Origin of the sequence: Streptomyces sp. NBC_01451, assembly GCF_036227485.1 — a bacterium.
Taxonomy (GTDB): Bacteria; Actinomycetota; Actinomycetes; order Streptomycetales; family Streptomycetaceae; genus Streptomyces.
The window spans coordinates 5,016,521-5,040,302 of the sequence record NZ_CP109479.1; the positions used below are offsets into that span (position 1 = coordinate 5,016,521).

The 23,782-nt window shown below is 72.3% G+C and carries 18 protein-coding genes and 2 pseudogenes; 10 read left to right on the forward strand and 10 right to left on the reverse strand.

Annotated features, from left to right (window positions below; genetic code table 11):
• Positions 1–48: 48 nt before the first annotated feature.
• The gene (locus OG595_RS21995; protein ID WP_329274483.1) at positions 49–2,352 is read left to right on the forward strand and encodes a hypothetical protein; all 2,304 of its coding nucleotides are present in this window, start codon (positions 49–51) and stop codon (positions 2,350–2,352) included.
• Between the two features lie 23 nt (positions 2,353–2,375).
• Positions 2,376–2,804, forward strand: a complete 429-nt coding sequence (locus OG595_RS22000) for a DUF5955 family protein (RefSeq protein WP_329274486.1) — start codon at positions 2,376–2,378, stop codon at positions 2,802–2,804.
• Positions 2,805–3,189: 385 nt separating this feature from the next.
• On the opposite strand, the pseudogene OG595_RS22005 reads toward OG595_RS22000, so the two are convergent.
• The 4 genes and pseudogenes from OG595_RS22005 to OG595_RS22020 form a co-directional block, all read right to left on the reverse strand.
• A pseudogene (locus OG595_RS22005) lies at positions 3,190–3,648 on the reverse strand (GtrA family protein); the annotation flags it as partial.
• A gap of 366 nt (positions 3,649–4,014) precedes the next feature.
• The gene (locus OG595_RS22010) at positions 4,015–5,538 is read right to left on the reverse strand and encodes an MFS transporter (RefSeq protein ID WP_329274488.1); all 1,524 of its coding nucleotides are present in this window, start codon (positions 5,536–5,538) and stop codon (positions 4,015–4,017) included.
• 172 nt (positions 5,539–5,710) lie between these two features.
• A complete protein-coding gene (locus tag OG595_RS22015) occupies positions 5,711–6,916 on the reverse strand; it encodes a sensor histidine kinase (RefSeq protein ID WP_329274490.1) in 1,206 nt (401 codons plus the stop codon).
• A gap of 351 nt (positions 6,917–7,267) precedes the next feature.
• On the reverse strand, positions 7,268–7,456 hold the full coding sequence (locus OG595_RS22020) for a hypothetical protein (RefSeq protein WP_329274494.1): 189 nt from the start codon (positions 7,454–7,456) through the stop codon (positions 7,268–7,270).
• 472 nt (positions 7,457–7,928) lie between these two features.
• Between OG595_RS22020 and OG595_RS22025 the strand changes: the two genes are divergently transcribed.
• The 5 genes and pseudogenes from OG595_RS22025 to OG595_RS22045 all read left to right on the forward strand — a co-directional run bounded on the left by OG595_RS22025 (position 7,929) and on the right by OG595_RS22045 (position 13,932).
• Entirely contained in the window at positions 7,929–8,591 is a 663-nt protein-coding gene (locus OG595_RS22025) for a DUF4956 domain-containing protein (RefSeq protein ID WP_329274496.1), read from the forward strand.
• A complete protein-coding gene (locus OG595_RS22030; protein WP_329274500.1) occupies positions 8,588–9,391 on the forward strand; it encodes a polyphosphate polymerase domain-containing protein in 804 nt (267 codons plus the stop codon). Before OG595_RS22025 ends, OG595_RS22030 begins: the two co-directional genes overlap by 4 nt.
• The gene (locus OG595_RS22035; RefSeq protein WP_329274503.1) at positions 9,388–11,241 is read left to right on the forward strand and encodes a carbohydrate-binding domain-containing protein; all 1,854 of its coding nucleotides are present in this window, start codon (positions 9,388–9,390) and stop codon (positions 11,239–11,241) included. The genes OG595_RS22030 and OG595_RS22035 overlap by 4 nt, the downstream gene beginning before the upstream one ends.
• Positions 11,242–11,392: 151 nt before the next feature.
• A pseudogene (locus tag OG595_RS22040) lies at positions 11,393–11,857 on the forward strand (SRPBCC family protein); the annotation flags it as partial.
• Between the two features lie 752 nt (positions 11,858–12,609).
• Positions 12,610–13,932: a phosphatase PAP2 family protein gene (locus tag OG595_RS22045; RefSeq protein WP_329283103.1), complete on the forward strand. Its 1,323-nt coding sequence runs from the start codon at positions 12,610–12,612 to the stop codon at positions 13,930–13,932.
• Between the two features lie 363 nt (positions 13,933–14,295).
• On the opposite strand, the gene OG595_RS22050 is transcribed toward OG595_RS22045, so the two are convergent.
• From OG595_RS22050 to OG595_RS22070, 5 genes are all read right to left on the reverse strand, one after another.
• Positions 14,296–16,242 (reverse strand): SpoIIE family protein phosphatase, encoded by a 1,947-nt coding sequence (locus OG595_RS22050; protein ID WP_443073102.1) that lies wholly within the window; start codon positions 16,240–16,242, stop codon positions 14,296–14,298.
• A gap of 15 nt (positions 16,243–16,257) precedes the next feature.
• Positions 16,258–16,431, reverse strand: coding sequence for a hypothetical protein (locus OG595_RS22055; RefSeq protein ID WP_164312077.1), 174 nt, complete (start codon positions 16,429–16,431; stop codon positions 16,258–16,260).
• A 60-nt stretch (positions 16,432–16,491) separates the two neighbouring features.
• Positions 16,492–16,848: a PRC-barrel domain-containing protein gene (locus tag OG595_RS22060; protein ID WP_329274507.1), complete on the reverse strand. Its 357-nt coding sequence runs from the start codon at positions 16,846–16,848 to the stop codon at positions 16,492–16,494.
• A gap of 179 nt (positions 16,849–17,027) precedes the next feature.
• On the reverse strand, positions 17,028–17,531 hold the full coding sequence (locus OG595_RS22065) for an FMN-binding protein (protein WP_329274509.1): 504 nt from the start codon (positions 17,529–17,531) through the stop codon (positions 17,028–17,030).
• A gap of 7 nt (positions 17,532–17,538) precedes the next feature.
• Positions 17,539–18,891 carry a ferredoxin reductase family protein gene (locus OG595_RS22070; RefSeq protein ID WP_329274512.1) on the reverse strand — a complete coding sequence of 451 codons (1,353 nt, stop codon included), beginning with the start codon at positions 18,889–18,891 and terminating at the stop codon, positions 17,539–17,541.
• Positions 18,892–19,137: 246 nt separating this feature from the next.
• On the opposite strand from OG595_RS22070, the gene OG595_RS22075 reads away from it, so the two are divergent.
• Positions 19,138–19,887: a response regulator transcription factor gene (locus OG595_RS22075; RefSeq protein ID WP_329274515.1), complete on the forward strand. Its 750-nt coding sequence runs from the start codon at positions 19,138–19,140 to the stop codon at positions 19,885–19,887.
• 8 nt (positions 19,888–19,895) lie between these two features.
• Positions 19,896–21,371: a sensor histidine kinase gene (locus OG595_RS22080; protein WP_329274516.1), complete on the forward strand. Its 1,476-nt coding sequence runs from the start codon at positions 19,896–19,898 to the stop codon at positions 21,369–21,371.
• A gap of 82 nt (positions 21,372–21,453) precedes the next feature.
• On the opposite strand, the gene OG595_RS22085 is transcribed toward OG595_RS22080, so the two are convergent.
• Positions 21,454–22,728 carry an SH3 domain-containing protein gene (locus OG595_RS22085; RefSeq protein WP_329274519.1) on the reverse strand — a complete coding sequence of 425 codons (1,275 nt, stop codon included), beginning with the start codon at positions 22,726–22,728 and terminating at the stop codon, positions 21,454–21,456.
• 201 nt (positions 22,729–22,929) lie between these two features.
• Between OG595_RS22085 and OG595_RS22090 the strand changes: the two genes are divergently transcribed.
• Complete coding sequence (locus tag OG595_RS22090; RefSeq protein ID WP_329274522.1) at positions 22,930–23,742, forward strand: M23 family metallopeptidase; 813 nt, start codon at positions 22,930–22,932, stop codon at positions 23,740–23,742.
• The last annotated feature ends 40 nt before the right edge of the window (positions 23,743–23,782 follow it).

Here is a 23,782-nt window from a genome sequence, read left to right on the forward strand (position 1 = left end):
TAGGGTGCGGCCACAGCTCGCGGGGACCGGCGACGGGGGGAACGCCACATGTTCACGTCTCGATGGAGAGCGTCCCGGGCCGGATCACCCCTGCGCGGCCGGATCACCCTGCTGTGCCTCTTCCTCCTTCTCGTGGGCAGCCCCTGGGGGCAGCGACGCGTCGAGGACTTCTACGTGGAGTACTACGACGGCGAGGCCGCACGCTGGCTGATCCAGGGAGGGTTCGTCCCGAGGTGGGCCCTCTCCGCCGACCCGCAGATCGACTATCTCGGCTCGTCCATGCTGGCCGTGCAGAACCTCAGCGTCGTACTGCTGCTCGTGGCGCTCGCCCGCGTCATGCGCGGGGCGGCCGGCTGGAGCCGCTGCCTCGTCGGGGCCGTGCTGGCGTCGGAACTCGTGGCCCTGCTGCGCTGGTGGATGCTCGACACCTTCGTCGACGGAGTGGAGCTCTCCTCCGCCGGTCTGCGGGCGGAACTCCTGCACGCTCCACTCGCGTTCGGCCTGGTGACCGGAGCCCTCATCGGCCTCCTGACCACGGACCGGAAGGGTGCGCGAACCGCCGGTCCCGTCCGCGCGGGCAAGCCGTCGTTCCTTCAGGGAAAGTTCCTTCAGGGAAAGGGAGATGCCGCCATGACGACCCCGCAGGCGCACATGCCGGTCGGGAGCATGCCGGGTGATGTCACCCGCTACCTGTGTGCCGCGGCCTACGTCGACGACGGCTTCGCCGACCGGGTGGTGGACGGCGTGCTCGCCGACGAGGCGGGCGCCGTGGCGCCCTCGCCCGGCGTCGACCTGGTGGCGGTCGCCCGCCACTGCCTGGCGGCACAGGACCTCCGCCGTGACCGCGACCTGCGGCTGACGGGGGCGTTCGCGGTCGTGGCCCTGTTCGCGCCGCTGTGGCTGGTGTTCCCCGCGGTGTTCCTGTCCGCCGTCACGGCGGTGAGCCGCCCGCGCCCCAGCCTCGCCACCCGCGGCCGACGCCAGCCCGACAGCAGGGTTCTGCTGGGTACGGGGTTCACGGCTGCGGTGGTGGTGCTCAGCGCCTTCTTCTTCGGCGTCGGCATCGCGGCACTGCCCGTCTCCGGCTCGGCGAGCTGGCTGCTCGGCGCCTACCTGGCCGGGGTACCGGCCGTGCTCGCGTCCGCCGGCGCGACGGTCTTCGCGTACGCGACGGTCGTGCGGCACGATCTCGCCGTCGACGAACTGCTGCGCACCACCATGACCCGCGAGACGTTCACCCGGCAGCCCCCGCCGACCGTGCCCCGGCGCGTGTGGATCGCCAGACGGCTGGCGGTCGTCAAGGAGGCACGCGACGGCAACGTCACCGTGTACAGCGGCTTCTCACCGTTCGTCGGCTACGCCGAGGCCGCCTCCAACTGGTCGCTCGCCGTACCGCTCCTGCCCGCCGACGACACCCCCGGCAGGACAACGCGCCCCGCCGAGCCGGAGGCGTTCACCGTCGTCGAACTCGTCGACCACGTACGCGAACAGCTCCGCGCGGTCGCCGCGCGCGGCGGGGCCAACGGGACGGCGGACGCCACCTCGGAGGACCTTCGTTCCCTCACCGTCGAGGACCGGGTCTTCGTGGACGGCACGACCATCGGCGACGACCCCCGGTTCATGTCGGCCACCGGCCTGACACCGACCACGCGGCTGTCGGCCGAGGCGGTCCAGGAGATCATGCTGCATCCGACGGGTACGGTCCGCCACCATCTGGCGGTCCATGTGCCGTTGTGGGGCGGCGACGTGGTGCCGAGCGTGTTCCTGCACTTCTCGACCGAGGGCAGGACCCTGCACCTGCACTGCGGCAACCATGTGCTCGGTCCGGTGAACGCCGCCTACCACGTGGTGGACCGCCTGCGTGACCCCCTCACCCCCGAACGGCAGCGCGGGCTGCTGGCGGAGGCTCTCCCCCGTACCCGCCCGGCGTTCTTCGGCGCGCCCTCCCGCGCGCTGCGCCAGGCCCGTTTCGAGGCCAGACGCACCCGGCGGACGGTGGACGAACTGACCGCCCTGGAGCAGGACCCGGTCTTCGACTACGGCGCCCGGCTGAGCGTACGGGAGATGGCGCTGAGCCCCACCTACCACAACTACTTCCAGGTGGTGGACGCCGGGCGGATCACGTCGGCGGTGGAACGCCATACCCTCGCCGCGATCCGGGAGTTCCTCGACGCGCGCGGCTACGACATCACCGACTTCCGCAGCCAGCAGCAGACCATCCTCAACCAGGGCCTCATCCAGCAGGGCGGGACGAGCATCATCGGCAACCAGGCGATCGGTCCGGGCTCCAGCGCCACCCAGAACGTCACACAGAAGACCGGCCCGGCCGCCACCGCCGGCGCCGAGAAGTAGCCCCGGAAGACAGGGATTTGGCGATGAGCAGCAACAGTGAGGTCGGCCGTCCGGAACCGCCCGTCCGTCCGGAACCGCCCGTCAACAACGGCCTGGTGATCAACGGCGGCACGCACTACGTGGGCAACCAGGCGATCGGACATCGCGCCCAGGCGTTCTCCGGATCGGTCGCCTTCCAGCCGCAGGACGCGGAGCGGGCCGCCGCCCGTATGACCGAACTCCTCGTCCAGGTCGAGCAGTTGCTCTCCGAGCACCGCGAGTCGCTGGCCGACCCCGAGGCCACCACGCGGGAACTGCGGCGCCTGCGGGAGGAACTCGACGAGGAGGAACCGGAGCCGACGGTCCTGCGACGCGCCCTGGACCGCCTGACCGCGTTCGTCCAGCCGGTGACCCCGCTCGTGGTCGCGGTCGGGGAACTCGCACAGACGGTACGGGGGGCTCTGGGCGCCTGACGGCCCGGTGAGCAGCGGCGGGGGCCGTCGGCTGGAACAAGGTCCGGGCTGTTCAGAGGGAACCGGCCGATGGCCGTCGGCCCGCCGGTGAGGTCCGCACAGTACGTCCGGGTACTGCCCGACGGCCTGCCGCCCCGACGCTGCGGGCAGGTCCCCGCCGGACAGGTCGGACCGGTCCTACCTGTCGGACTCGGCGGACCCGCCGGACGCCGGAGGCGTTTCGGCAGCGGGGGAGATGCGCCGTCCGGAGCCCATGCCCGTGCCCGTGTGCGTACCCGTGCCCGTGCCTGATGGGGCTGCCGACCGCCGGTCGTGCCGTCACCGTCGTCGCTTCGCCGTCGGTGCGGGCGGCCGGGACGGACTCCCGAACCGGCTCCGTGGCCCGACCGGTGCCGGCGGCAGTACCGCGACCCGTGGCGAAGACGAACAGCCGCAGGACCAGGAAGCGGCCGAGACCGGCGAGGCCGGAGGCGCTGAGGTAGACGATCTGCTCGGTCAGCGCCGAGGGCGACGCCTGGACCAGGTGCAGCAGGAACATCGCCGCGCAGGTCACCACGTACGCCACCGCCGCCGAGCCCGCCGACTGCCAGTGTTCGCGCCGGCCGGCGCGGCGTCCGGCGCCGAAGGTGAAGCGGGCGTGCAGCTCGGTGCAGAGGAGGGTGGAGGCGACGGTGATCACCGCGTTCGCCAGTCCCCAGGGCATCGAGAGGGCCAGCAGCGTCACGGCGAAGCTGGAGAGGACACCGACACCGCCGCCGCACACCACGAACCGGGCGAAGGAGGCGAGCGGACCGGGAGCGGTCGGGGCCGCCAGGGCCGCCGGGGTCCGGGACGCTTCGTCCATGGCGGGTCTCCATCCGCTCCGTACGTGCGGTCTCGATGCCCGCGACGTGAACTTGCTTGACTTACTCAAGCATATCGAATTGCTTGAGTTACGCAAGCATTCTCGGTCCGGTCGGGTGTTGCGTGGATCACGGCCCGCTGCGGCTCACGCCGAAGGGTGGAGGGTGGAAGCGGAGCCCGCAAGGCGCAGGCGCAAGGCGCAAGACGGGGACGGAGACGGAGACGGAGAGAGATGGCGGCGCAGATGGGTAGAGGCGCAGATTGGTAGAGGCGCAGATTGGTAGAGGCGGACGCGAAGAAGCCGCCGCCCGCGGGTGCGGGGCGGCGGCCTCTCGTGTGTTCGGGGGCTGACCGGGGGGGCGTATGCCTACGCCTTGATCGCGGCGACCTCCGCGCCCTCCGGTGCCTCGACCGGGCTGTCGGGCGCCGCCCCCTGTGTGTTCTCACGGTGGCGCGGGATGAAGGAGGCGAGGAAGAAGGCCAGCAGGGCCGCTCCGGCGCCGATGGCCATGACGACCTTGAAGGCGTCCTCCGAGGGCAGTGCCACGCCGCCGAAGTCGGTGGTCATCTGGGCCAGGATCACACCGGCGAGGGCGCTGGCGAAGGAGGTGCCCAGGGACCGCATCAGGGTGTTGAGGCTGTTGGCGGCACCCGTCTGGGTCGGGTCCACGGCGCCCATGATGAGGGCGGGCAGCGCGCCGTAGGTGAAGCCGATGCCGGCGCCGATGACGCAGGACACCAGGATCAGGTGCCAGACCTCGGACATCAGGAGGAGGTTCAGACCGTAACCGCCGGCCACGATCAGCGCGCCGATCATCAGGGTGACCTTCGGGCCCTTGGCCTTGGTGACCTTCGCGGACACGGCGGACATGGCCATCATGACCAGGCCCTGCGGGGCCAGCACCAGACCGACGGTCAGCATGGACTTGCCCAGGCCGTAGCCGGTCTGCTCAGGCAGCTGGAGCAGCTGCGGCAGGACCAGGGACATCGCGAACATCGAGAAGCCGAGCGCGATCGAGGCGAGGTTGGTGAACAGCACCTGCGGGCGGACGGTGGTGCGCAGGTCGACCAGCGGCTGCGGGCTGCGCAGCTCCCACCAGCCCCAGGCCAGCAGGATCAGGACGGCCGCGACGCCCAGGCCGAGGGTCGTGCCGCTGGTCCAGCCCCAGTCGCCGCCCTTGGAGACGGCCAGCAGCAGGGACATCAGACCGGCCGAGAGGCCGAGCGAGCCGACCAGGTCGAACCGGCCGCCTGCGCGCACCTTCGACTCGGGGACGATCAGCACGACCAGGACGAGGGCGACGACGCCCAGGGCCGCGGAGACCCAGAAGAGGAGGTGCCAGTCCCAGTTGTCGGCGATGAACGCGGCGCTGGGGAGCCCCAGCGCACCGCCGACACCGAGCGAGGCGCTCATCAGCGCGGTGGATCCGGCCAGCCGGTCGGCGGGCAGTACGTCACGCATGATGCTGATGCCGAGCGGTACGACCGCTGCCGCGAGGCCCTGGAGGGCACGTCCGATGATCATCGGGGTGAGGGAGTCGGCCAGGGCGCAGACCACCGAACCGGACACCAGCAGCACGATGCTGACCAGCAGCATCCGGCGCTTGCCGAACATGTCGCCGAGCCTGCCCACCACCGGTGTGGCGACGGAGGCCGCGAGCAGGGTCGCGGTGACCGCCCAGGCGGTGTCGGACGCCGGGGCGTCCAGGAGCTTCGGCAGCTCGGGAACGATCGGGATGACCAGGGTCTGCATCAGCGAGACGACGATCCCGGCCAGGGCCAGTACCGCCACCACGGCGTTCGGCCTCGGTGGTGGGGGCACCTCCCGCGCCTTTCGGGCAGCGGGGGAGGACTTTCCCGCTCCGGCGGGACGGGCAAGGGCATTGGACATGGCGGCGTGCCTCCGTGGGGCGAGTCGTGGAATCGAGGTGTCGAATCGAGTGCCTGGCTGGGCCGGGCATCAATTTGCTTGACTTACGCAAGCATAAAGAGAATTGCTTGACTTACGCAAGTTCAATCTGGGGGAGGGTCTGGTGGCCTGCGTCACAGCGGGCCCGTTCGGTCTAGAGGGGCAGTTCGGCGACGACCCCGAAGCCGCCTCCGCACTCCTGGCCGCGGTGCTCCGCACGGAAGCTCCCGCCCACGGAGTGGGCCCGCTCCCGCATGCCGATGAGGCCGTAACCACCACTGGGGCAAGGGGGGTTGGAAGGATCGGGCTTCTTCCCCGGTCCGTCGTCGGTGACGGCGAGGACGACGCCGACCGCGGAGTAGGTGAGCCGCACCTCGGCCGAACGGGCGGCGGCGTGCTTGGTGACGTTGGTCAGGGCTTCCTGCGCTATCCGGTACGCCGTGAGGTCCACCCCGGCCGACAGGGGCCGTGGCTCCCCTTCGACTCTGACGGCGACAGTCAGCCCGGCGTGCTGGAAGGAGGCGGCGAGCTCGGGCAGCCGGGCGAGTCCCGGAGTGGGCTCCATGGGTGGGTCCCGGTCGTCGGAGTTCCTCAACAGGCCGACGGTGGCCTTGAGTTCACGCAGGGCCGAGGATGTGGTGCCGGTCAGTTCGGCGACGATCCGCGCCGCCTCGTCCGGCCGGTCGGGCAGCTGCCGGCCGACGGCGCCGGCCTGGAGATTGGCCAGCACCAGATGGTGGGCGACGACGTCGTGCAGGTCGCGGGCGATCCGCATCCGCTCCTCGGTGACCCGGCGGCGCGCCTCCTCCTCCCGGGTGTGTTCCGCGTTCTCGGCCCGTGCCCGGACCGCCTCCAGGTAGGCCCCGCGCAGTCGGTTCGCGGTGCCCAGCGAGGTGGGCAGCAGCAGCCAGGCGGCGGGACCGACCAGCTTGAGGACCAGTGGTTCACCGGCGGGGCCGACGATCAGCGCCGTGCCGACCAGCAGGACGATGCCACCGCAGGTGAAGGAGTTGGCGGTCTTCCGGTCCGTACGCAGGGCCAGCGAGTGGAGCGCGACCATGAGCGGTCCGAGCAGCAGGATCGAGAGAACGTGGCCCATGCCGGCCATGGCCGTGGCGCAGAGGGCGGTCACCGTCACGGTGGTGCGGGGATGGCAGCGGTGCCACAGCAGTGCCACGCAGGAGACTCCCGTCAGCAGCGCGCCGGGCCACCACTGGAGCGCCGGGCCGCCGGGCAGTGTGAAGAAGCTGCCGGGAAAGGAGCAGGCGAAGACCGCGCCGGCGACAGCCGCGTCGGCGGGGGCGGGACGTTCGACAGGGCTGGGACGGTCGCGCAGCTGCCGCTGCGGGCTGCTGATCATGGGGAGAGCGATTCCTGTCCGGTGGTGGTGGCGGGCCGACGACGGCGAGGGGCGGTCGGCGGCTTCGGGTGCGCCCGCGGGGGGTGGCGTCGAGTGGTGTCGGTGTCGTCGGGGCGGATACCGAAGGGGGGCGTTCCGGTGGCCGCCCCGACGACTGCGCCGTCCCCGTCCCCACGGGTGCGGCGCGGCGGGACCTCTCCGATCGAGGTGGCCCCGGTCCGGGTGCCGGCGGCTGGGCGGGCCGCCGGTGGCGTCAGGTGGTGGGGTGGCCCCAGCCGTGCCAGGCGGCGACGAGGGCGGCCACACCGGCCGCGACCGCTCCGGTGAGGAGGAGGCAGGTCAGGGCGGTGGTCACGGTCGTACGCCGCTCAGTGCCGGGTCGGCCTGCAGTGGAGGGAGCAGAGCCTGCCAGAGGGGCTTGACGCGCCCGCCGGCGTAGCCGGTCCGGGGCGAGCCGGTGGCCGGGACTGTGGCGGTTGCGGTGGCTGTCGGGCGACTGGTGCGGCCTGCTTCGACCGCCGGGGTGGGGGTGTGCGGCATGGAGGGCTCCTGGGGCGCTTGTTGCTTGACTTAGGCAAACATAATGGAGTTACTTAAGTCAAGCAACCTTCTTGCAGGGGGGTACTCCTGCCGGACCGGGCGTGCGCCGGGACTCGGCACCGGGCGTCCCGCGTGCAGGGCGTCGCTGATCTCGTGTTCACCGGCGAACTCCTCGTGCGGGGACTGCGGATCGGAGGCCGCGGGGAAGCGCGCCTCGGCCTCGTCGGCGCCGAAGGCTCGGCAACCCGTGGGTGAGGGCGCTCTGTTCGTGGCGCGGGGGCCGGGGTTGGGGCTGGGGCTGGGCGCAAACGCGCCCCGCTGCCGGAATCCGTGCTCGCCCGGCCCGTGCCGTGGGTGGGTGCGCGATTCTCAAACTTCCTTAAGGAGGGCGCAAGTTGACTCACAGGAAGGTTGCCCATGGTTAAAAAATGAGCCACGTAACCGCAAAGACCGCGCGGACAGGGAAAGCCGCGTGCGCCGCGAACGCCGTCAAGGGCGGCAGACCGGGGATCGCCGGGGCGGGGTGCGCGTCGTGAACCGGTTGCTGCTCGTCGGCGTCGATCTCGTCGCCATATCCCTGCTCGCCTTCGCGGTGTACTTTCCGCGCCACCACCGCCGGGACCTCATCACCGCCTTTCTCGGTGTGAACGTCGGTGTCCTCGCCGTCGCGATGACGCTCAGCTCCGCGTCGGTGGGGATCGGGCTGGGGATGGGACTGTTCGGCGTCCTGTCGATCATCCGGCTGCGGTCGTACGAGATCGCGCAGCACGAGATCGCGTACTACTTCTCCGCACTCGCCCTCGGTCTGCTCGCCGGACTCCCCGCGAGCGTCGACGTGCTGACGTGCGCCCTGATGGGCCTGATCGTCCTCACGATGTACGTCGGCGACCACCCCAGGCTCTTCGGCCGGCACCGTCGGCTCAGCCTCCGGCTCGACTCGGCCTACACCGACGACGAGGCCCTGCGGGCGCATCTGGAGGTGCTGCTCGGCGGGCGCGTGGTGAACATGTCGGTCAAGGGCGTCGACCTCGTCAACGACACGACCCAGGTCGACGTACGGTACGTCGTCACCGAGGGCTCGCAGGTGCCCCGGGAGGCCGGAACAGCCGCCGCGCGACAGGGAGTCGGGGCGTGACCGCGTCCGCCTCTCCCGCTCTCGCCCCGATGGTCGGAGCACTGCGTCCGATCGGGCTCGACGAACTCGTCGAACGGGCCTCCCTGTTGACCCGCCTCGACCGCAAGTACATGCTGCCGATCGATGAACTCCCCCTGGTCATCGGCGGGGTGGGCGAGGATGTACGGGTCCTGGAGATGGCCGGGGAGCGGGACTTCGGATACCGGTCGGTCTACTACGACACTCCGGAGCTCGACGCCTACCTGCGGACCGCGCGCCGCCGGCGGCGCCGCTTCAAGCTGCGCATCCGCACGTATCTCGACTCCGGTGCGCACTACTTCGAGGTCAAGACCGTCGGCCCGCGCGGTACCACCGTCAAGCAGCGCATCCCGTACGACGGAGACCTGTGGCGGCTGTCCCCCGAGGCGCGCGCGTACACCGACGAGGTGCTGAGCGGGGCCGGGATCGACACCGGCGGGTTCCGGTTCGTGCCGACGCTGGTCACGTCGTACCGGCGTACGACCCTGTTTCTGCCCCTGAGCGACAGCAGGGTGACCGTCGACACCGGGCTGACCTGGACACTGCCCGACGGGACCGGCCTGCGCACCCCGGACCGGGCCGTCGTCGAGACCAAGTCGGGGCGGGCCGGCTCGGAGGCCGACCGGCTCCTGTGGTCGCTGGGACACCGGCCGCTCGCCGTGTCCAAGTACGGCACCGGTCTCGCCGCGCTGCGGCCCGAACTGCCCGCCCACCGGTGGCTGCCCGTCCTGCGGCGCCACTTTCCGACCGCACCTCACGCACATCAAGGGAGCCCGGCATGAGCGCGTACAAACTGGCGGCTGTGCTCGCCTCGGTGGGACTCGCCGGCGCCGCGCTCGCCGGGTGCTCGTCGAGTGACAACTCCGGTTCCTCGTCCACCGGTTCGGGGTCGGAGTCGAGTACGTCGGCCGCGGCGGCGGTGGACGGTTCGCAGCAGGCCGCCGCCGTGCTCGCCGACAACCAGGACGTCCACGCCGAGAGCGGTGACACGGAGGCGGACACGGACGCGGCCGGGTCCGGCGCCGTGAGTGTCGAGTTGACGGGCGACTCCGCCACCTCGGACGGGGACGGGAACGGTGTGGGCGTCGACGGGGGGACCGTCACCATCACGGCCGCGGGCACCTACCGGATCGGCGGCAGCCTCGACGACGGGCAGCTCGTGGTCACCGCCCCCGATGCCGAGGTGACGCTGATCCTCGACGGCGCGAAGATCACCAACTCCAAGGGTGCCGCGATCGACGTCACCGACGCCGACGAGGTCGTGGTCGTCCTCGCCGAGGGCAGCGAGAACACCCTCGGCGACACCGGCACGTACGCCGAGGACGCCCAGGCGAACGCGGCCCTCCACAGCGCCGCGGACCTGACGATCGGCGGCAGCGGCTCGCTCACCGTGCGGGGCAACGGCGCCGACGGGATCACCAGCACGGACGGCCTCGTGATCCAGGGCGGCACCCTCACCGTCGACGCCGCCGACGACGGCATCCGCGGCAAGGACTACGTGGTGGTGAGCGGCGGCACGGTCAACGTCACCGCCGAGGGCGACGGCCTCAAGGCCGACAACACCGAGGACGCCGACCGGGGATACGTCGCCGTCGGCGGCGGCACCGTGAAGGTGACCAGCGAGGGTGACGGCATCGACGCGGCCACCGACCTCGTCGTCACCGGCGGGAAGGTCACCGTCACCAGTGAGGCTTCCGACGACTCGTCCGACTCCTCCTCCCACGGGCTGAAGTCGGGCGTCATCACGGTCCTGGAGGGCGGCACCGTCGACGTCACGTCCGCCGCGGACGCCGTGCACGGCGACGGGGCCGTCCATCTCGGCGGCGCCACCGCGACCCTCGCCGCCGACGACGACGGGGTGCACGCGGAGGGCGACCTCGTCATCAGCGCGGGCACGGTGAGGATCACACGGTCGAACGAGGGACTGGAGGGCAAGGACATCCTCGTCAGCGGCGGTTCGACCGATGTCACCTCCGGCGACGACGGCGTCAACGCGTCCGGCAGCGAGGCGACTTCGGACGACCAGGGCGACCGGGGCGGGTTCGGGGGCGGCGGTCCCGGTGGCGGCGGAGGAGGCGAGGGCGCCGGCGACTACACCGTCAGGGTGACCGGCGGCACCCTGGTCGTCGACTCCGAGGGCGACGGCCTCGACTCCAACGGGAACGCCGAGATCACCGGCGGCACCGTCGTCGTCAACGGGCCGGAACGCAACGGCAACGGCGCGCTCGACGTCAACGGCGGCCTCACCGTCGGCGGCGGCTCGCTGCTCGCCGCGGGCAGCGCGGGCATGGTCGTCGCCCCCGACGCCGAGTCCGGGCAGGGCTGGCTCTCGGCCACGCTCGACACGGCCCTCCAGGCGGGCACCACCGTGCACATCGCCGACTCCGACGGCAAGGTCGTGGCGTCGTACGTCACCTCGAAGGCCGTCCAGAACATCGTCTACTCCGGCAAGGGCATCGGGAACGGCGAGGAGTACACCGTCCACACCGGCGGCAGCACCTCGGGCACCGACACCGGCGGTCTGGCCGAGTCCGGCGAGCTGGGCTCCGCCAAGAAGATCGCCACGGTCACGGCGGGCGAGGCCCCGGAGGGCGGCGGCTTCGGCGGCGGAGGTGGCGGCGGGCGCCCCTGAGGCGCGGTCGGACCGAGGCCCCTGGAGGCATCCTCCGTCCGGGGCGAGGACCACGGCCGCGAAGGGGATGTCTTCAATCCGTGGGCCTGGGTACCCGAGGTCGTGCGGAAGACCGCCAATGCCCGCCAACACCTCATATGAGGAGGAAAGCATGAGCACGGTGAAGGAAGCAGTGGACGTGGAAGTTCCCGTCCACACGGCCTACAACCAGTGGACTCAGTTCGAGGAGTTCCCGAAGTTCATGGAGGGCGTCGAGGAGGTCAAGCAGCTGGACGAGCGGCACAACCACTGGACCACCAAGATCGGTGGGGTGAAGCGCGAGTTCGACACCGAGATCGTCGACCAGCTCCAGGACGACCGGATCACCTGGCGTTCCGTCGGTGGCGACACCCACCAGCGCGGCTCGGTCCGGTTCGAGCGTCTCGACGACACGCACACCCGCGTGGAGCTCACGATGGAGGTCGAGCCCACCGGCATGGTCGAGAAGGGCGCGGACGTGCTCGGCATCATCGACCGCCGCGTCAAGGGCGACCTGCACCGCTTCAAGGACTACGTCGAGGAGCACGGCGCGGAGACGGGCGCCTGGCGCGGACGTATCCGCCCCGGAGACCCGGGCGCCACTGAGACGCCCGGCACCACCGGGACACCGGGGACCACCGGGACACCGGGGACCACCGGGACCACCGGTATGCCCGGTGGTGCTCCCAACACCCCCGGGACCCCTGGTACGGCCGGGTCCCCCGGGACGTCCGGTATCCCCGGCGCTCCCCACACCCCGGGTGCCCCCGGTACCCGTGGCACGCCGGGAACCCCCGGCACCGCCGGTCCGCTCATCTGACCGCTGAGGCCCGGGTTCTGGAGCCCGGGTCCTTCCCCCTCCCGCCGATGGGCGCCGTACGCGGCGCCCATCGGTTTGTGCTGCCGCGCCCCGCCGCCGCACCGCCCGCCCGTGGTTCTCCGGACGGCTGGTGTTGTCGGGGGCTTCACCTCGTCCGGTGCCTGGAGTATGGTCCTCGCGGTCCTCTCCTGCCTTCTGCCTTCCGCTTCCCGCTGTGGCCGATGGTCGCCGTGCCGCCGGGATGGGCGGCACTGTGGTGGTGGCCCGGCAGGCACGACCGCTTCCGGGGGCACTGCCGCGATCTGCCGCCGCACCGGGGAGCTCGCCGAGTCCGGAACCCGGACCGTGATCCAGCCATCTTTATCTGTCGGGAGCCGCTGACAGGTCTCACACAGGTTGACTTCGTGGGGGAGAAAGCTGCCCAAAAAGCGTGATGAGCAACTGATTGACAGAAGTCCGGTAAACCGAACGGGGAACCCCATATGCCGCCACCAGTGTTTGATCGAATACGCCGGAGAACCGCGTTCTCGATGTGGCGGCAGCCGTCGGCGGGGCTCTGGGCCGTGGTGGTTTCGGCGGTCCTCGGATTCCTCGTCGCGATGGAGATCGCCGCGCGTTCCTACGGCCTGCCCGGGCCGATCACCAACCAGGTGCGCGAGGTCATATGCACCCCCAGGTCGGGACCCCTGCTGTACGCGAGCATGGCGCTGATGATGGTGGTGCTCACCTGGCGGGAGCGGTTCATCGCGGCCGGTGTCGCCATCGGCATCGATGTCACCGTCCTGCTGGTGCGGTTGGCGGTCGGCGCCCGGGTGGGCGGTGGCGGCCACTTCTTCGGCAACGGCGCTCTGTGGGTGATGCTGGGCTGCGCGGTCATCGCCGTCACGCGCCGCACCGGCCAGGAACGGCTCCTGCTGCTGAAGGGCGTCGGGCTGGGCCTGCTGCTGGTGGCGGGCCGCAAGGCGGGCGACACCTGGCTGCTGATCACGTCGAAGACCCGCCCGATGGTGCTCGACCAGTACGTGGCGACCGCCGATCACGCGCTGGGTGATCCGTCGTGGCTGGTGGGCCGGATGGTCAGGGCCACGGGCCCGATCGGCACCCATCTGCTCGACTGGGTCTACATACAGCTAGCGGTGGCCGCGGTCTGCGTCGCGCTGTACCAGCTGCGCAACGTGGCGGCCGAGGGCCGGTTCCCGAGCCATCACGTGGTGCGCACGTTTCTGGCGATAGGCCTCCTCGGACCCGGCATCTACATGATCTTCCCGGTGGTCGGACCGGTCTTCGCCTACGGCTCCGGCGCCTTCGGCACCGGCGGCGGACACTGGGCGGTGGCCGACCTGTGGCCGAACACGCCACTGCCGGTCACCGCCCCGCATCCGATGCCGTACGACGGGATCACCCCCCGTAACTGCATGCCCAGCCTGCACACGGCATGGGCCACCGCGATCTTCATCCACTCCCGCAAAGGCCCCCGGTTCCTGCGGTTCGCGGGCACGTTCTGGCTGGTCGCCACGCTCACCGCGACGCTGGGCTTCGGCTACCACTACGGCGCGGACCTCGTGGCCGGTGTGGTGTTCGCGCTGACGGTCGAGGCGGCTCTACGCGCGTTGGCGCGCGGCTGGGACCGATCCGCGACCTGGCTGGTCGCTCACGGCGCGACGGTCTTCGCCGCACTCCTGGTGTCGTACCGCCATCTGTCGATGGAGATGGCGGAACATCCGTGGGTGTTCGGACCGCTGATCATTCTGGCGATGCTCTCGGTGGTCGACGGGTATGTACGGACCACCAGACGCTGGGAACCGGAACCCGTGGCGGTGCGGCGACCGGAACGGCGACTCGAACTGGTCTGACGGGCGGGCGGACGGGGCGGGCAGGGCGGGTACGGCGGCGACCCGGGACTCCGCCGTCGGCTGCCCCGCACTCCGCCGCCCGTCAGCCGGTCAGCCCGTCCGTTGGACCGGAGGGACACGAGTGCGCGCGGGCAGCGCGCCGCGACCGGCCCTCGTCCCGCCTGATCACCCTCCGCGGCGCGGACCAGCACGCCGTGTACGGCGTGTACGGGGTCTTCGGCAACCCCTGCACCGCCCCGTACCGCGGAGGCCGTTACTGCCTGAGGGCACGCGGCTTCGAGGACAACTGCGGCGACCCGATCTGGATCGACGTGCCCGACGAGCCCGGCCCCACCAGCCCCGGGCACCGGAGCCCGCCCGCCGTCACGGTTCCGGCAGACGCAGCGCGAGGAGTGCCACGTCGTCCGTACTGCCGGGCGGCATTCGGGCGAGGAGCTGGTCGCACAGGGTGTCCAGTGGTGTGTGGGCGAGCGCCAGAGCGTGCTCGCGCAGGCGGCGCAGGCCGGTGTCGAGGTCGCTGCCGGGGATCTCGATCAGGCCGTCGGTGTAGAGCAGCAGGGTGGAGCCCGGCGGCAGGGCCTGGGTGGCGGTCGGTCTGCTCTCGCCGCCGCTGTGGTGGGCGCCGAGGAGGAGGCCCTGGCCGGCTTCGAGGTACCGCGCGTGGCCGCCGGGGGTCAGCAGGAGCGGCGGCGGGTGGCCGGCGCTGGTCCAGCGCAGGGTCCACGGGCCCGTGTCCGGGTGGCCCTCCACCCGGGCGAGGACGAGCGTGGCCATGGGGACGGTGGTGATGGCGGGCATGGCGTCGTCGAGGCGGTCGACGACGGTGCCCGGCGGCCCGGAGCGGTCCCAGGCCAACGACCGCAGGATGCCGTGCAGTTGGGCCATCCCGGCCGCCGCCGTCAGGTCGTGGCCCACGACGTCGCCGATGACGAGGGCGAGCGTGCCGTCCTTCAGCCCGAACGCGTCGTACCAGTCGCCGCCGACCTGGGAGCCGACAGGGGCGGGCTGGTAGCGGGCGGCCAGCCGCAGCCGGCCGGGCTGGGGCAGCGGGGCGAGCAGGTTGCGCTGCATGGCCTCGGCGACGGCGCGCTGGCGGCCGAACCGGCGGGCGTTGTCGATGACCAGGCCGACCCGTCGGCCGATGTCGCTCACCACCGCGAGGTCGGCGTCGTCGAAGGGGTGCGCCGGGTCGGTGCGCACCACGGTCAGGGCGCCGGTGATCTGCCGTTCGGGGCCGGAGCCCAGCGGCACCGTGATGGCGGACGTGGCGCGCGCCGTCCGCAGGAAGTCGCTGTGGACGGCGGCCAGGCCGGAGCCGGGCGGTGCGGCGGCGGCCGTTTCCGCCGCGTCCTGCCGTACGGGATCACCGCCGTTCAGTACCTGGGCGAGGGGCGACGGGTCGCCCTCGCCGGCCCCGGGCAGGCGCTCGCGCCCGCCCTCCAGCGCGGCGTCCCGGCCCGCGGGTCCGGTCACCGCCACCCGGTGGATCCGCCCGGAACCGGTCCGGAGGTCCACCGCCGCCCAGTCGGCGAGGCGGGGGACCAGCAGCCGGCCCAGCCGGGCGAGGGCCTCGTCGGTCTCCAGGGTCTGGCCCAGTACGTCGGTGATCTCCGCGACCAGGGTCAGCCGCTCGTTGAGGTCCTCCAGGGCACTCGTGTAGGCCGCGCCCTCCCGGCGTGTGCCCGGGTAGCCGCCGGCGTCCGCGCTGTCCGTGCTGTCGGTGAGCAGTACGGCCATGCCCGTGAAGGAGCCGTCGTCCAGCAGGGGGGAGGCGGACCAGGAGATCGTGACGAGGCGGCCGTCGCCGCGCAGACAGCTGTCGCCGTCACCGCGTGCGGCCTCCTGCCCGGCCAGCGCCCGGAGTAGCGGGCACCGTTCGCGCGGGAGGGTGGCCCCGGCCGCGTCCCGGTGCAGCAGGTCGTGGGCGTCCTTCCCGCGTACGGCGGCGGCGGTACGGCCCAGCAGCCGCTCGGCGGCCGGGTTGACGGCGTCGATCCGGCCGGTCGGGCCGACCACCATCAGGGCTGTGCTCAGCCGCTCGACGACCTGTCTCCAGAACTTCGGCCCGGTCGCGGGCCGTGTCCCCGACCCCGACCCCAAACCCGACCCCGAACCTGACCCCGACTCGTCACCCGCACCGGGCACCGTACCCTCCACCACGCCGCCCTGGAGCCAGGGCGGCCTCGCACCGAAGCCCGCGGGCGCGTCAGGGGAAACCGCCGGACCAGTGACCGATGGTCCCCCGACAGGAACCCGGGCCTCGTGGCCGGCGCGACGGTCCGTCCGCCCACGTCCCGGGTTCGCCCCCACCGTACGGCTTCGCGGTCAGCGGACGGGACGCCGCCTGACGCGCCGGGTGAGCCGGGCCCCGAAGAAGATCAGGTCGGCGGCGAAGATCACGATGCCGATGGCCAGCAGATATCCCAGGCCATGGGCTGCCACACCGATGATTCCCAGGACGACGGCCACCAGGACCAGCAGAAGGAAGAGCGCCATCATCCGGACCATCTCCTCTGTGCGGTGTGTGAAGTGTGCGAAGCGCTGGTTCCGTACGTGTGTTCAGCGGCGTGCGAGCTGACGTTCGCCCCCTGCTCCGGGCTGGTACGCCAGGCCGTAGTGCTTGAAGATCTCCGCCTCCTGCTCGGCGGGGAGCACGTCGTCGGTCCCGATCGACGGGGCGTTGCGCACCTGCGACTTGGAATAGGCGACCCTGACGTAGCCCGGTCCGAGGACCACCTCGTCGAGCGGGACGAAGACCAGCCGGTGCCGGGTGGGCAGCCCGGTACGGACGGTGGCCATGGCCGGTTCGTCGGTGGCCGTGTCGACGTAGACCGATTCGAGCATGCCGATCCTGCGCTGCTTCTCGTCGATCACCTCGTGGTTGCGCCATTCGCGGATGTCGGCTGAACGGATCATGCCCTGCTCCCTGTCTGCGCGCCCCGGAGGCCGGTTCGACGGCCCTGGCCTGGGCCCGGGCACGTGACCGTGCCGGTCCACTTGTCATCGTATGACCGAAACCAAGTGCCCGGCATCAAGTGCTTCATGCCGCTTCCGGCGATCGGATCCGTCGCGGGGCGCGACTCCCGGAGCGGGTGTCAGTTGCCCGCGGAGTCCAGCGCCGACTGGAGCGACTGGCGGTAGCCGTCGCTGGTGTACGTGGCTCCGGAGACCGTGTCGATGTCGGCGCTCTGCGCGGTGAGCGCCTCCCTGGTCAGCTGCGGGACGGCGTACGAGTTGATCTGCTGGTCCCGCGGGTTCTCCTGCGGGTAGGTGACCGCGGTGACGTCGGTGAGCTTCCCGTTCGTCAGGGTGACGCGGACCTGGACGGGGCCGTAGCGCGTCTGGACCGAGTCGCCGGTGACGGTACGGGTGCCGGTGGACGAGCCGGACGAGCCGGACGAGCCGGACGAGCCGGTCGACCCGGACGAGCCGCCTGCCGTGCTCGAACCGCCGGACGGCGCGGAGGAGCTCGCCGAGCCGGTGACGACCGACGGTGTCGTGTGCGGCTTCAGCGACAGCAGCAGGACCATGCCGGAGACGGTCGCGGCGCTCGCCAGCGCGATGCGGCGCAGTGGACGGTTCTTCCTCAACGGGTGCAAGAGGACCTCACAGCTCGAAGGACTCGTGGTGGATACGGCGGTCGGGGACCCCGGCGGCGCGCAGCGCCTCGTAGAGGTCCCGCGCGAAACCGTGCGGGCCGCACAGGTACACGTCGTGGGCGTCCAGGTCGGGCACGGCCGCGCGCAGGGAGTGCGCGGAGAGGTCGGGGCGCCGGCCGTCGGGGCCGTTGAGCGCGTAGAGCACCTTCGCCCCGCGCCACCGTGCGACGGCCTCCAGTTCCCCGCCCAGGGCCAGATCCTGGTTCGTACGGGCGCGGTAGAGGAGGGTGACCTCGCCCGGCAGCGTCTCGAACAGGGCGCGCAGCGGGGTGATGCCGGCGCCGCCCGCGATCAGCAGGGACTTGTGCGAGGTCTGCCGGTCCGCGGTCAGCGCCCCGTAGGGGCCCTCCGCCCAGACCCGGGTGCCCGGCCGCAGCAGGGACACGGCGGCGCTGTGGTCGCCGAGCGCCTTCACGGTGATGCGCAGCAGGCCGGGGCGCGGCGGCGCCGACAGGGAGTACGGCGTGGAGGTCCAGCGCATGCCCTCGGTGAGGAACCGCCAGCGCAGGAACTGCCCCGGCAGCACGCCCATCTCGTCCAGTCGCCGGCCGCCGATGACGACGGAGAACACGCCCGGCGCCTCCCGGTGCACGGAGTCGACGCGCAGCCGGTGGCGCAGGTTGAGGCGGACCGGGGCGAGGATCCGGAACCACAGCACCAGGGCGGCGACGCCCAGGTACAGCGCGTACCAGGCGGCCTGGGCCGCCCCGTTGCCGGTGAAGTCGGAGCCCAGGGCGAGCTGGTGGCCGAAGGCGAGGAAGACCGCGGCGTACGTGAGGAGGTGCAGGTAGTACCAGAACTCGTGGGCGACCCGGCGGCGCACCGCGCCGGCCGAGACGATCCCGACCGCGAACAGGATGACGGTGCCCGCGGTGGCCTTGAGCATCTCCGGGTAGTCCAGGACCACGGTGAGCGCCTCGTCGAGGAACGAGGAGCCGTCCTGTGCGGCGTACCCGAGCAGGATCAGCACGACGTGCGCCACCAGCAGGCAGATCGTGTAGCGGCCCGCCCTGGCGTGCCAGCGCGTCACCCGGTCCGCCCCGATCCGCCGCTCCAGCAGCGGGACGCGGGCCATCAGACCGACGAGGACGGCACACGCGTACCCGCACAGCAGTCCCGCGATCCGGCCGGCCCCGGTCAGCCACCCCGCCGCCCCCACGACCGATCCCGTGTCGTGCCACCACAGGGCGAGCAGGGCGGCGGCGCCGCCCCACAGGACGGCGAGCACCGGCCCGGCGGGGGAGCGCCGTGGCGCGGGGGGCGCGGGGGCGACCCTTCGTTGCGCGTACGCCGTCGTCATCCGTGTGTCCCTTCGGCTGTCGGTCGGCCGGTGCGTCGGTATGTCCCTTTGGCCGTCCGGACGACACTGTGCCGACGCAACCTCTGAGCCCGCTCTCAGCGCGAGGCCCGCCGCGCGGCCGAAATCGCAGGTGGGACGGGTGGCCGGGCGGTCCGGGGCCAGGGCGGACGCAGAGCGGACTCAGAGGGAACTCAGAGGCCGGGAAAGCGGCCGGGGACGCCGCGAGACCGCATCCTGGTAACCGAGATGAACACTCCCCGCCCCCGCGGCTCCGGCCGCCCCACGCTGACCCGGACCGACGGCACGCCGCTCCGGGTCCTCGTCGTCGACGACGACCCCGACCTCGCCGAGGTCCTCTCCGGTGCCCTGCGGTACGAGGGCTGGGAGGTCCGCACGGCGGGCGACGGCGTCTCGGCCGTCGCCGAGGCACGCGAACTGCTGCCCGACGCCGTCGTCCTCGACGTCATGCTCCCGGACACCGACGGCTTCGCCGTGCTGCGCTCGCTGCACGCCGTACGCCCCGATGTGTGCGTGCTCTTCCTGACGGCCCGGGACGCCGTCGAGGACCGTATCGCCGGCATCACGGCGGGCGGCGACGACTACGTGACGAAACCGTTCAGCCTGGAGGAGGTCGTCGCCCGGCTGCGCGGGCTGGTGCGCCGGGCCGGGATGGCCCGGCAGACGGAGGACGGGCCGCGGCTGACCGTCGGCGACCTCGTCATGGACGAGGAGGCCCGCGAGGTGTCCCGCGGCGGCGAACTCGTCGAGCTGTCCCCGACGGAGTTCGAACTGCTCCGCTACCTCATGCGCAACCCGCGCCGGGTGCTCAGCAAGGCACAGATCCTCGACCGCGTCTGGTCCTACGACTTCGGCGGGCAGGCCCATGTCGTCGAGCTGTACATCTCCTATCTGCGCAAGAAGGTGGACGCGGGCCGACCGCCCATGATCCACACGGTGCGGGGCGCCGGATACGTGCTCAAGCCGGTGGCCCCGTGAGGCCCCGCGTGCGCTTCCCCCGTCCGCACACGCTGCGGGCGCGGCTCACCGCCGGGCTCGTCGTACTGCTCGCGGTCGGCTGCGCGGCCGTCGGCGTGGCCGCGGTGGTGGAGCTGAACGGCTTCCTCACCGGGCGCCTCGACCAGCAGCTGCGCGAGGCGGGCGTACGGTTCCCGGCCAGCCTTGAACACGGCGGACCGCTCCCGTCGGATCACGACGGCGACGAGGGCGGCGACGGCGACACCCGCCGTCAGTCCGCCGGGACCTTCGGCGCCCGGCTGGTCGGCGACACGGTCACCAACGCGGCGGTGGTGGCCTCCGGCAGAGGTACGGGCACGGCGACCGTCGAGCTGAGCGCGCGGGACCGGAAACGCCTCGCCGGGCTCCCCGCCGACGGCGAGGGACACACGGTCGACCTCTCCGCGCTGGACGACTACCGCATGATGGCGACCGCGGGCAGGGACGGGGACGTCCTGGTCACCGGACTGCCCATGGAGTCCGTGGAGGCCGCCGTGCACCGGCTGGAACTGGTCGCCGCGGTCGTCCTCGGCGCGGCCCTCGCCGTCGCCGGTGTCGCCGGAGCACTGTGGGTGCGCTGGTCGCTGCGACCGCTCAGCAGGGTGGCCGCGACCGCCACCCGGGTCAGTGAACTGCCGCTCTCCAGCGGCGAGGTGGGGCTGTGGCCGCGCGCTCCCGAGGCCGACCCGCGCAGTGAGGTGGGACGCGTCGGCAGCGCCTTCAACCTGATGCTCGGGCACGTCGAGGACGCGCTGACCAAACGGCACGCGAGTGAGGAACGGCTGCGCAGTTTCGCCGCCGACGCCAGCCACGAGCTGCGCACACCCGTGGCCTCGATCCGCGGCCACGCGGAACTGGCGCTGTTGCACCCGGGGCCGGTGCAGCCGAAGGTGGTGCGGGCCCTGGAGCGCATCGAGGCCGAGGCCGCCCGCATGGGCGAGATGGTCGACGACCTGCTGCTCCTCGCCCGCCTCGACGCGGGCCGCCCCCTGGAACGGCTGCCCGTCGACCTGACCCGCCTGGTCCTGGACGCGGTGACGGACGCGCAGGCCGCGGGCCCCGGGCACCGCTGGAAGCTGGAACTGTCCGAGGAGCCGGTGACCGTGACGGGTGACGCCCACCGGCTCCATCAGGTGCTGGCCAACCTGCTGGCCAACGCGCGCCTGCACACCCCCGCCGGCAGCACGGTGACCATCTCGCTGGCGGCCGAGGGCCGGACGGCGCTGCTGAAGGTCCACGACGACGGGCCGGGCGTGGCCGCCGACATCCGGCCCAAGGTCTTCGAACGCTTCACCCGCGCGGACCGCCGCCGCACCGAGGGCACGGGCCAAGGCACCGGCACCGGCGCCGGCCTCGGGCTGTCGATCGTGGCGGCGGTGGCGGAGGCCCACGGCGGCGGTGTCACCCTCGAAAGCGGCCCGGGATCGACCACGTTCACCGTCCGGCTCCCCGCGGGGGACGGCTGAGGCGACGGCCCGGGGGACGGGTGAGGCGACGGCCCGGGGGACGGGGGGCCGGACGTGGCCGCGTTTCCCCGAGCCGCCCTCGTCAGCACTGCCTGCTGACACCGCCGGTCTCGTTGCCCTTGAGGAAGATCCCGCTGACATAGCCGACCCCGCCCGCGTTCAGCGGCAGCCGGACCCACTTGTCGTTGGTGACACCCTCGGCGGTCACGCTCTGACCCACCACCCAGCAGTCCGCCGGGTAGGTCTCACCCGCGACCACCTTGCTGCGGATCTCGCACGAAGTCGACGCACAGGCCCGGACGTTGGCCTCCGTCCACGCCGTCACCGTCGTCGAGCCGCCACCGCCACCGCCGTCCGGCATGAAGGTGACCTCCACGTAGTCGTTGTCGGTCATGCCGAGGCCGTCCCAGAAGGTGCCGTCCGCGACGTCGATGCCGGCCGGGTTGGCGGCCCGTCGGCCGAACTCGTCCAGGCCGCCGTTGTAGCCGTTGAGGTAAGCGGCCTGGGCCTCGGGGGTGCCCTGCGCCAGGTCCCGCCACATCTCCCGCTGCGCGGGCGGGTTCCAGTAGTCGTCGCGGGTGTTCCACGGGCCGACGTCCCACACGGGCGCGGTCTCGCAACGCCCCTTGTAGCAGAGGCGGACCTGGTACTCGCGACCGCCGTTGACCGCCAGCATCCGGCGCGAGGGCAGGGCCACGAAGTGGTCGCGGGGCTGGATGACGTGGCCGTTGGCGGTGGTCCCGCCGACGAGGCCCTCCCGGGTCGCGAACAGCCGGTAGGTGGGACCGGACGCGGCTGCCCTGCTGCCCTGCGGGGTCTGCTGCGGCGCCGGCTGCACGGCCGCCGCGGCGACGGTGACGGACCGGACGGTCGGCGACGCCCCGCCGGGGACGCCGACCAGGGTGAGCCGGACCTGGAGGAGGGAGACCGCCTGCGGCAGCCGGACCGCGCCGGTGCCGCCGGTGGTCCGCCACTGCGTCCAGGTGCCCGGGTGGTTGCTGCCCCGGACCTCGGTCTGCACCCTGGTGCCCTTGGGGACCTTCGCCCGGGTCCGTACGGTGAACGCCGTGAGCTGGCGGCCGAGGCTTCTGCCGGGCGACGTGTAGACGGCGGAGGTGCCCGGTACCGACCGGGTCCTGACTCCGCTGTTCCTGACGGTGATCCCGTCCGGACGGCGGGCGACGTTGCCCCGGTCGGCCTCCGGCCCGGCGAGGTCGATGCGCCAGCTGTCCTGGAGCTTCGGAGGCTGCGCGGCGGCGGGCGGCGCCGTCAGGCCCATCAGGACGAGCAGCAGACACAGGACCTGCGTTCCCCACAGTGGCGTACGCCACTTGGCGGGTATGGATACGACAGGCACGGGTTCCCCCTCGGTCGATGCGGACGAGGGTCCAGGACTACCGCCCCGGCGTGGGCACCGTCTCTCCGCAAACTTCCGGATGCCCCGCGGGGCCACCGCGCGCCTAGGGTCCGTGGACCGGCCCCCGCTCCACGGCGGGAGGGGGCCGGACCACCGCACCCCTCGGCTCGTCAGAAGCCGCTACCTCATGGGAGAACACACGTGCGTCTCGCTCTGCGCGGCATGAACCTACGGGCCGGCCTGCTGGCCACGGCGGCCCTGCTGCTGCCTCTCGCGGTGGCCGCCCCCGGCCACGCGGCGACGAACGGCACCGTCGCCGCCACCTCCGCCGCTGCCGCCTTCGCCGGCTCCTGCCCGGCCGCCGGTGTGGTCACCCAGGGCTACAGCAGCTCCCACGACGGTGTCGACATCGCGAACTCGCTCGGCACCCCGATCTACGCGGTCGGCGCCGGTGAGGTCATCGCCTCCGGCCCCGCCCAGGGCTACGGCCAGTGGATCCGCATCCTGCACTCCGACGGCACCGTGACCGAGTACGGCCACATGTACCAGCGGGACGTCTCCGTCGGCCAGCAGGTGTCGGCCGGTCAGCGCATCGCCCTGATGGGCTCCGAGGGCGACTCCACCGGCGTCCACCTGCATCTGCGCGTCCGGGTCGGCACCTCCACCTCGGTCCGGGGCATCGACCCGGTCCCGTACCTGCGCGACCGCGGCGTCGGGCTGCCGTGCACGCCCGGCGGGGGCGGGGGCGGTGGCGGTGGCGGCTCGACGACGGTGACGGCGTGGACGCAGGCCAACGTCCGGGCCTGTGCGTCGACTTCGTGCGAGATCCGCAGCACGGTGTACCCGAACGAGACCTACCCGGCGGACTGCTGGGTGGTGGGTCAGAGCGTGACCGCCGAGGGTGTCACCAACGACAAGTGGGTCCGGCTGCCGCTGAACGCGGGCGGGGTCGGCTATGTCAGCGGGATCTTCCTCAAGGGCAACGAGACCGGCGGTGTCAGCAGGCAGTGCTGACGAACGCGGGCTGAGCCACGGGCCGGAAGCCGCGCCCGTG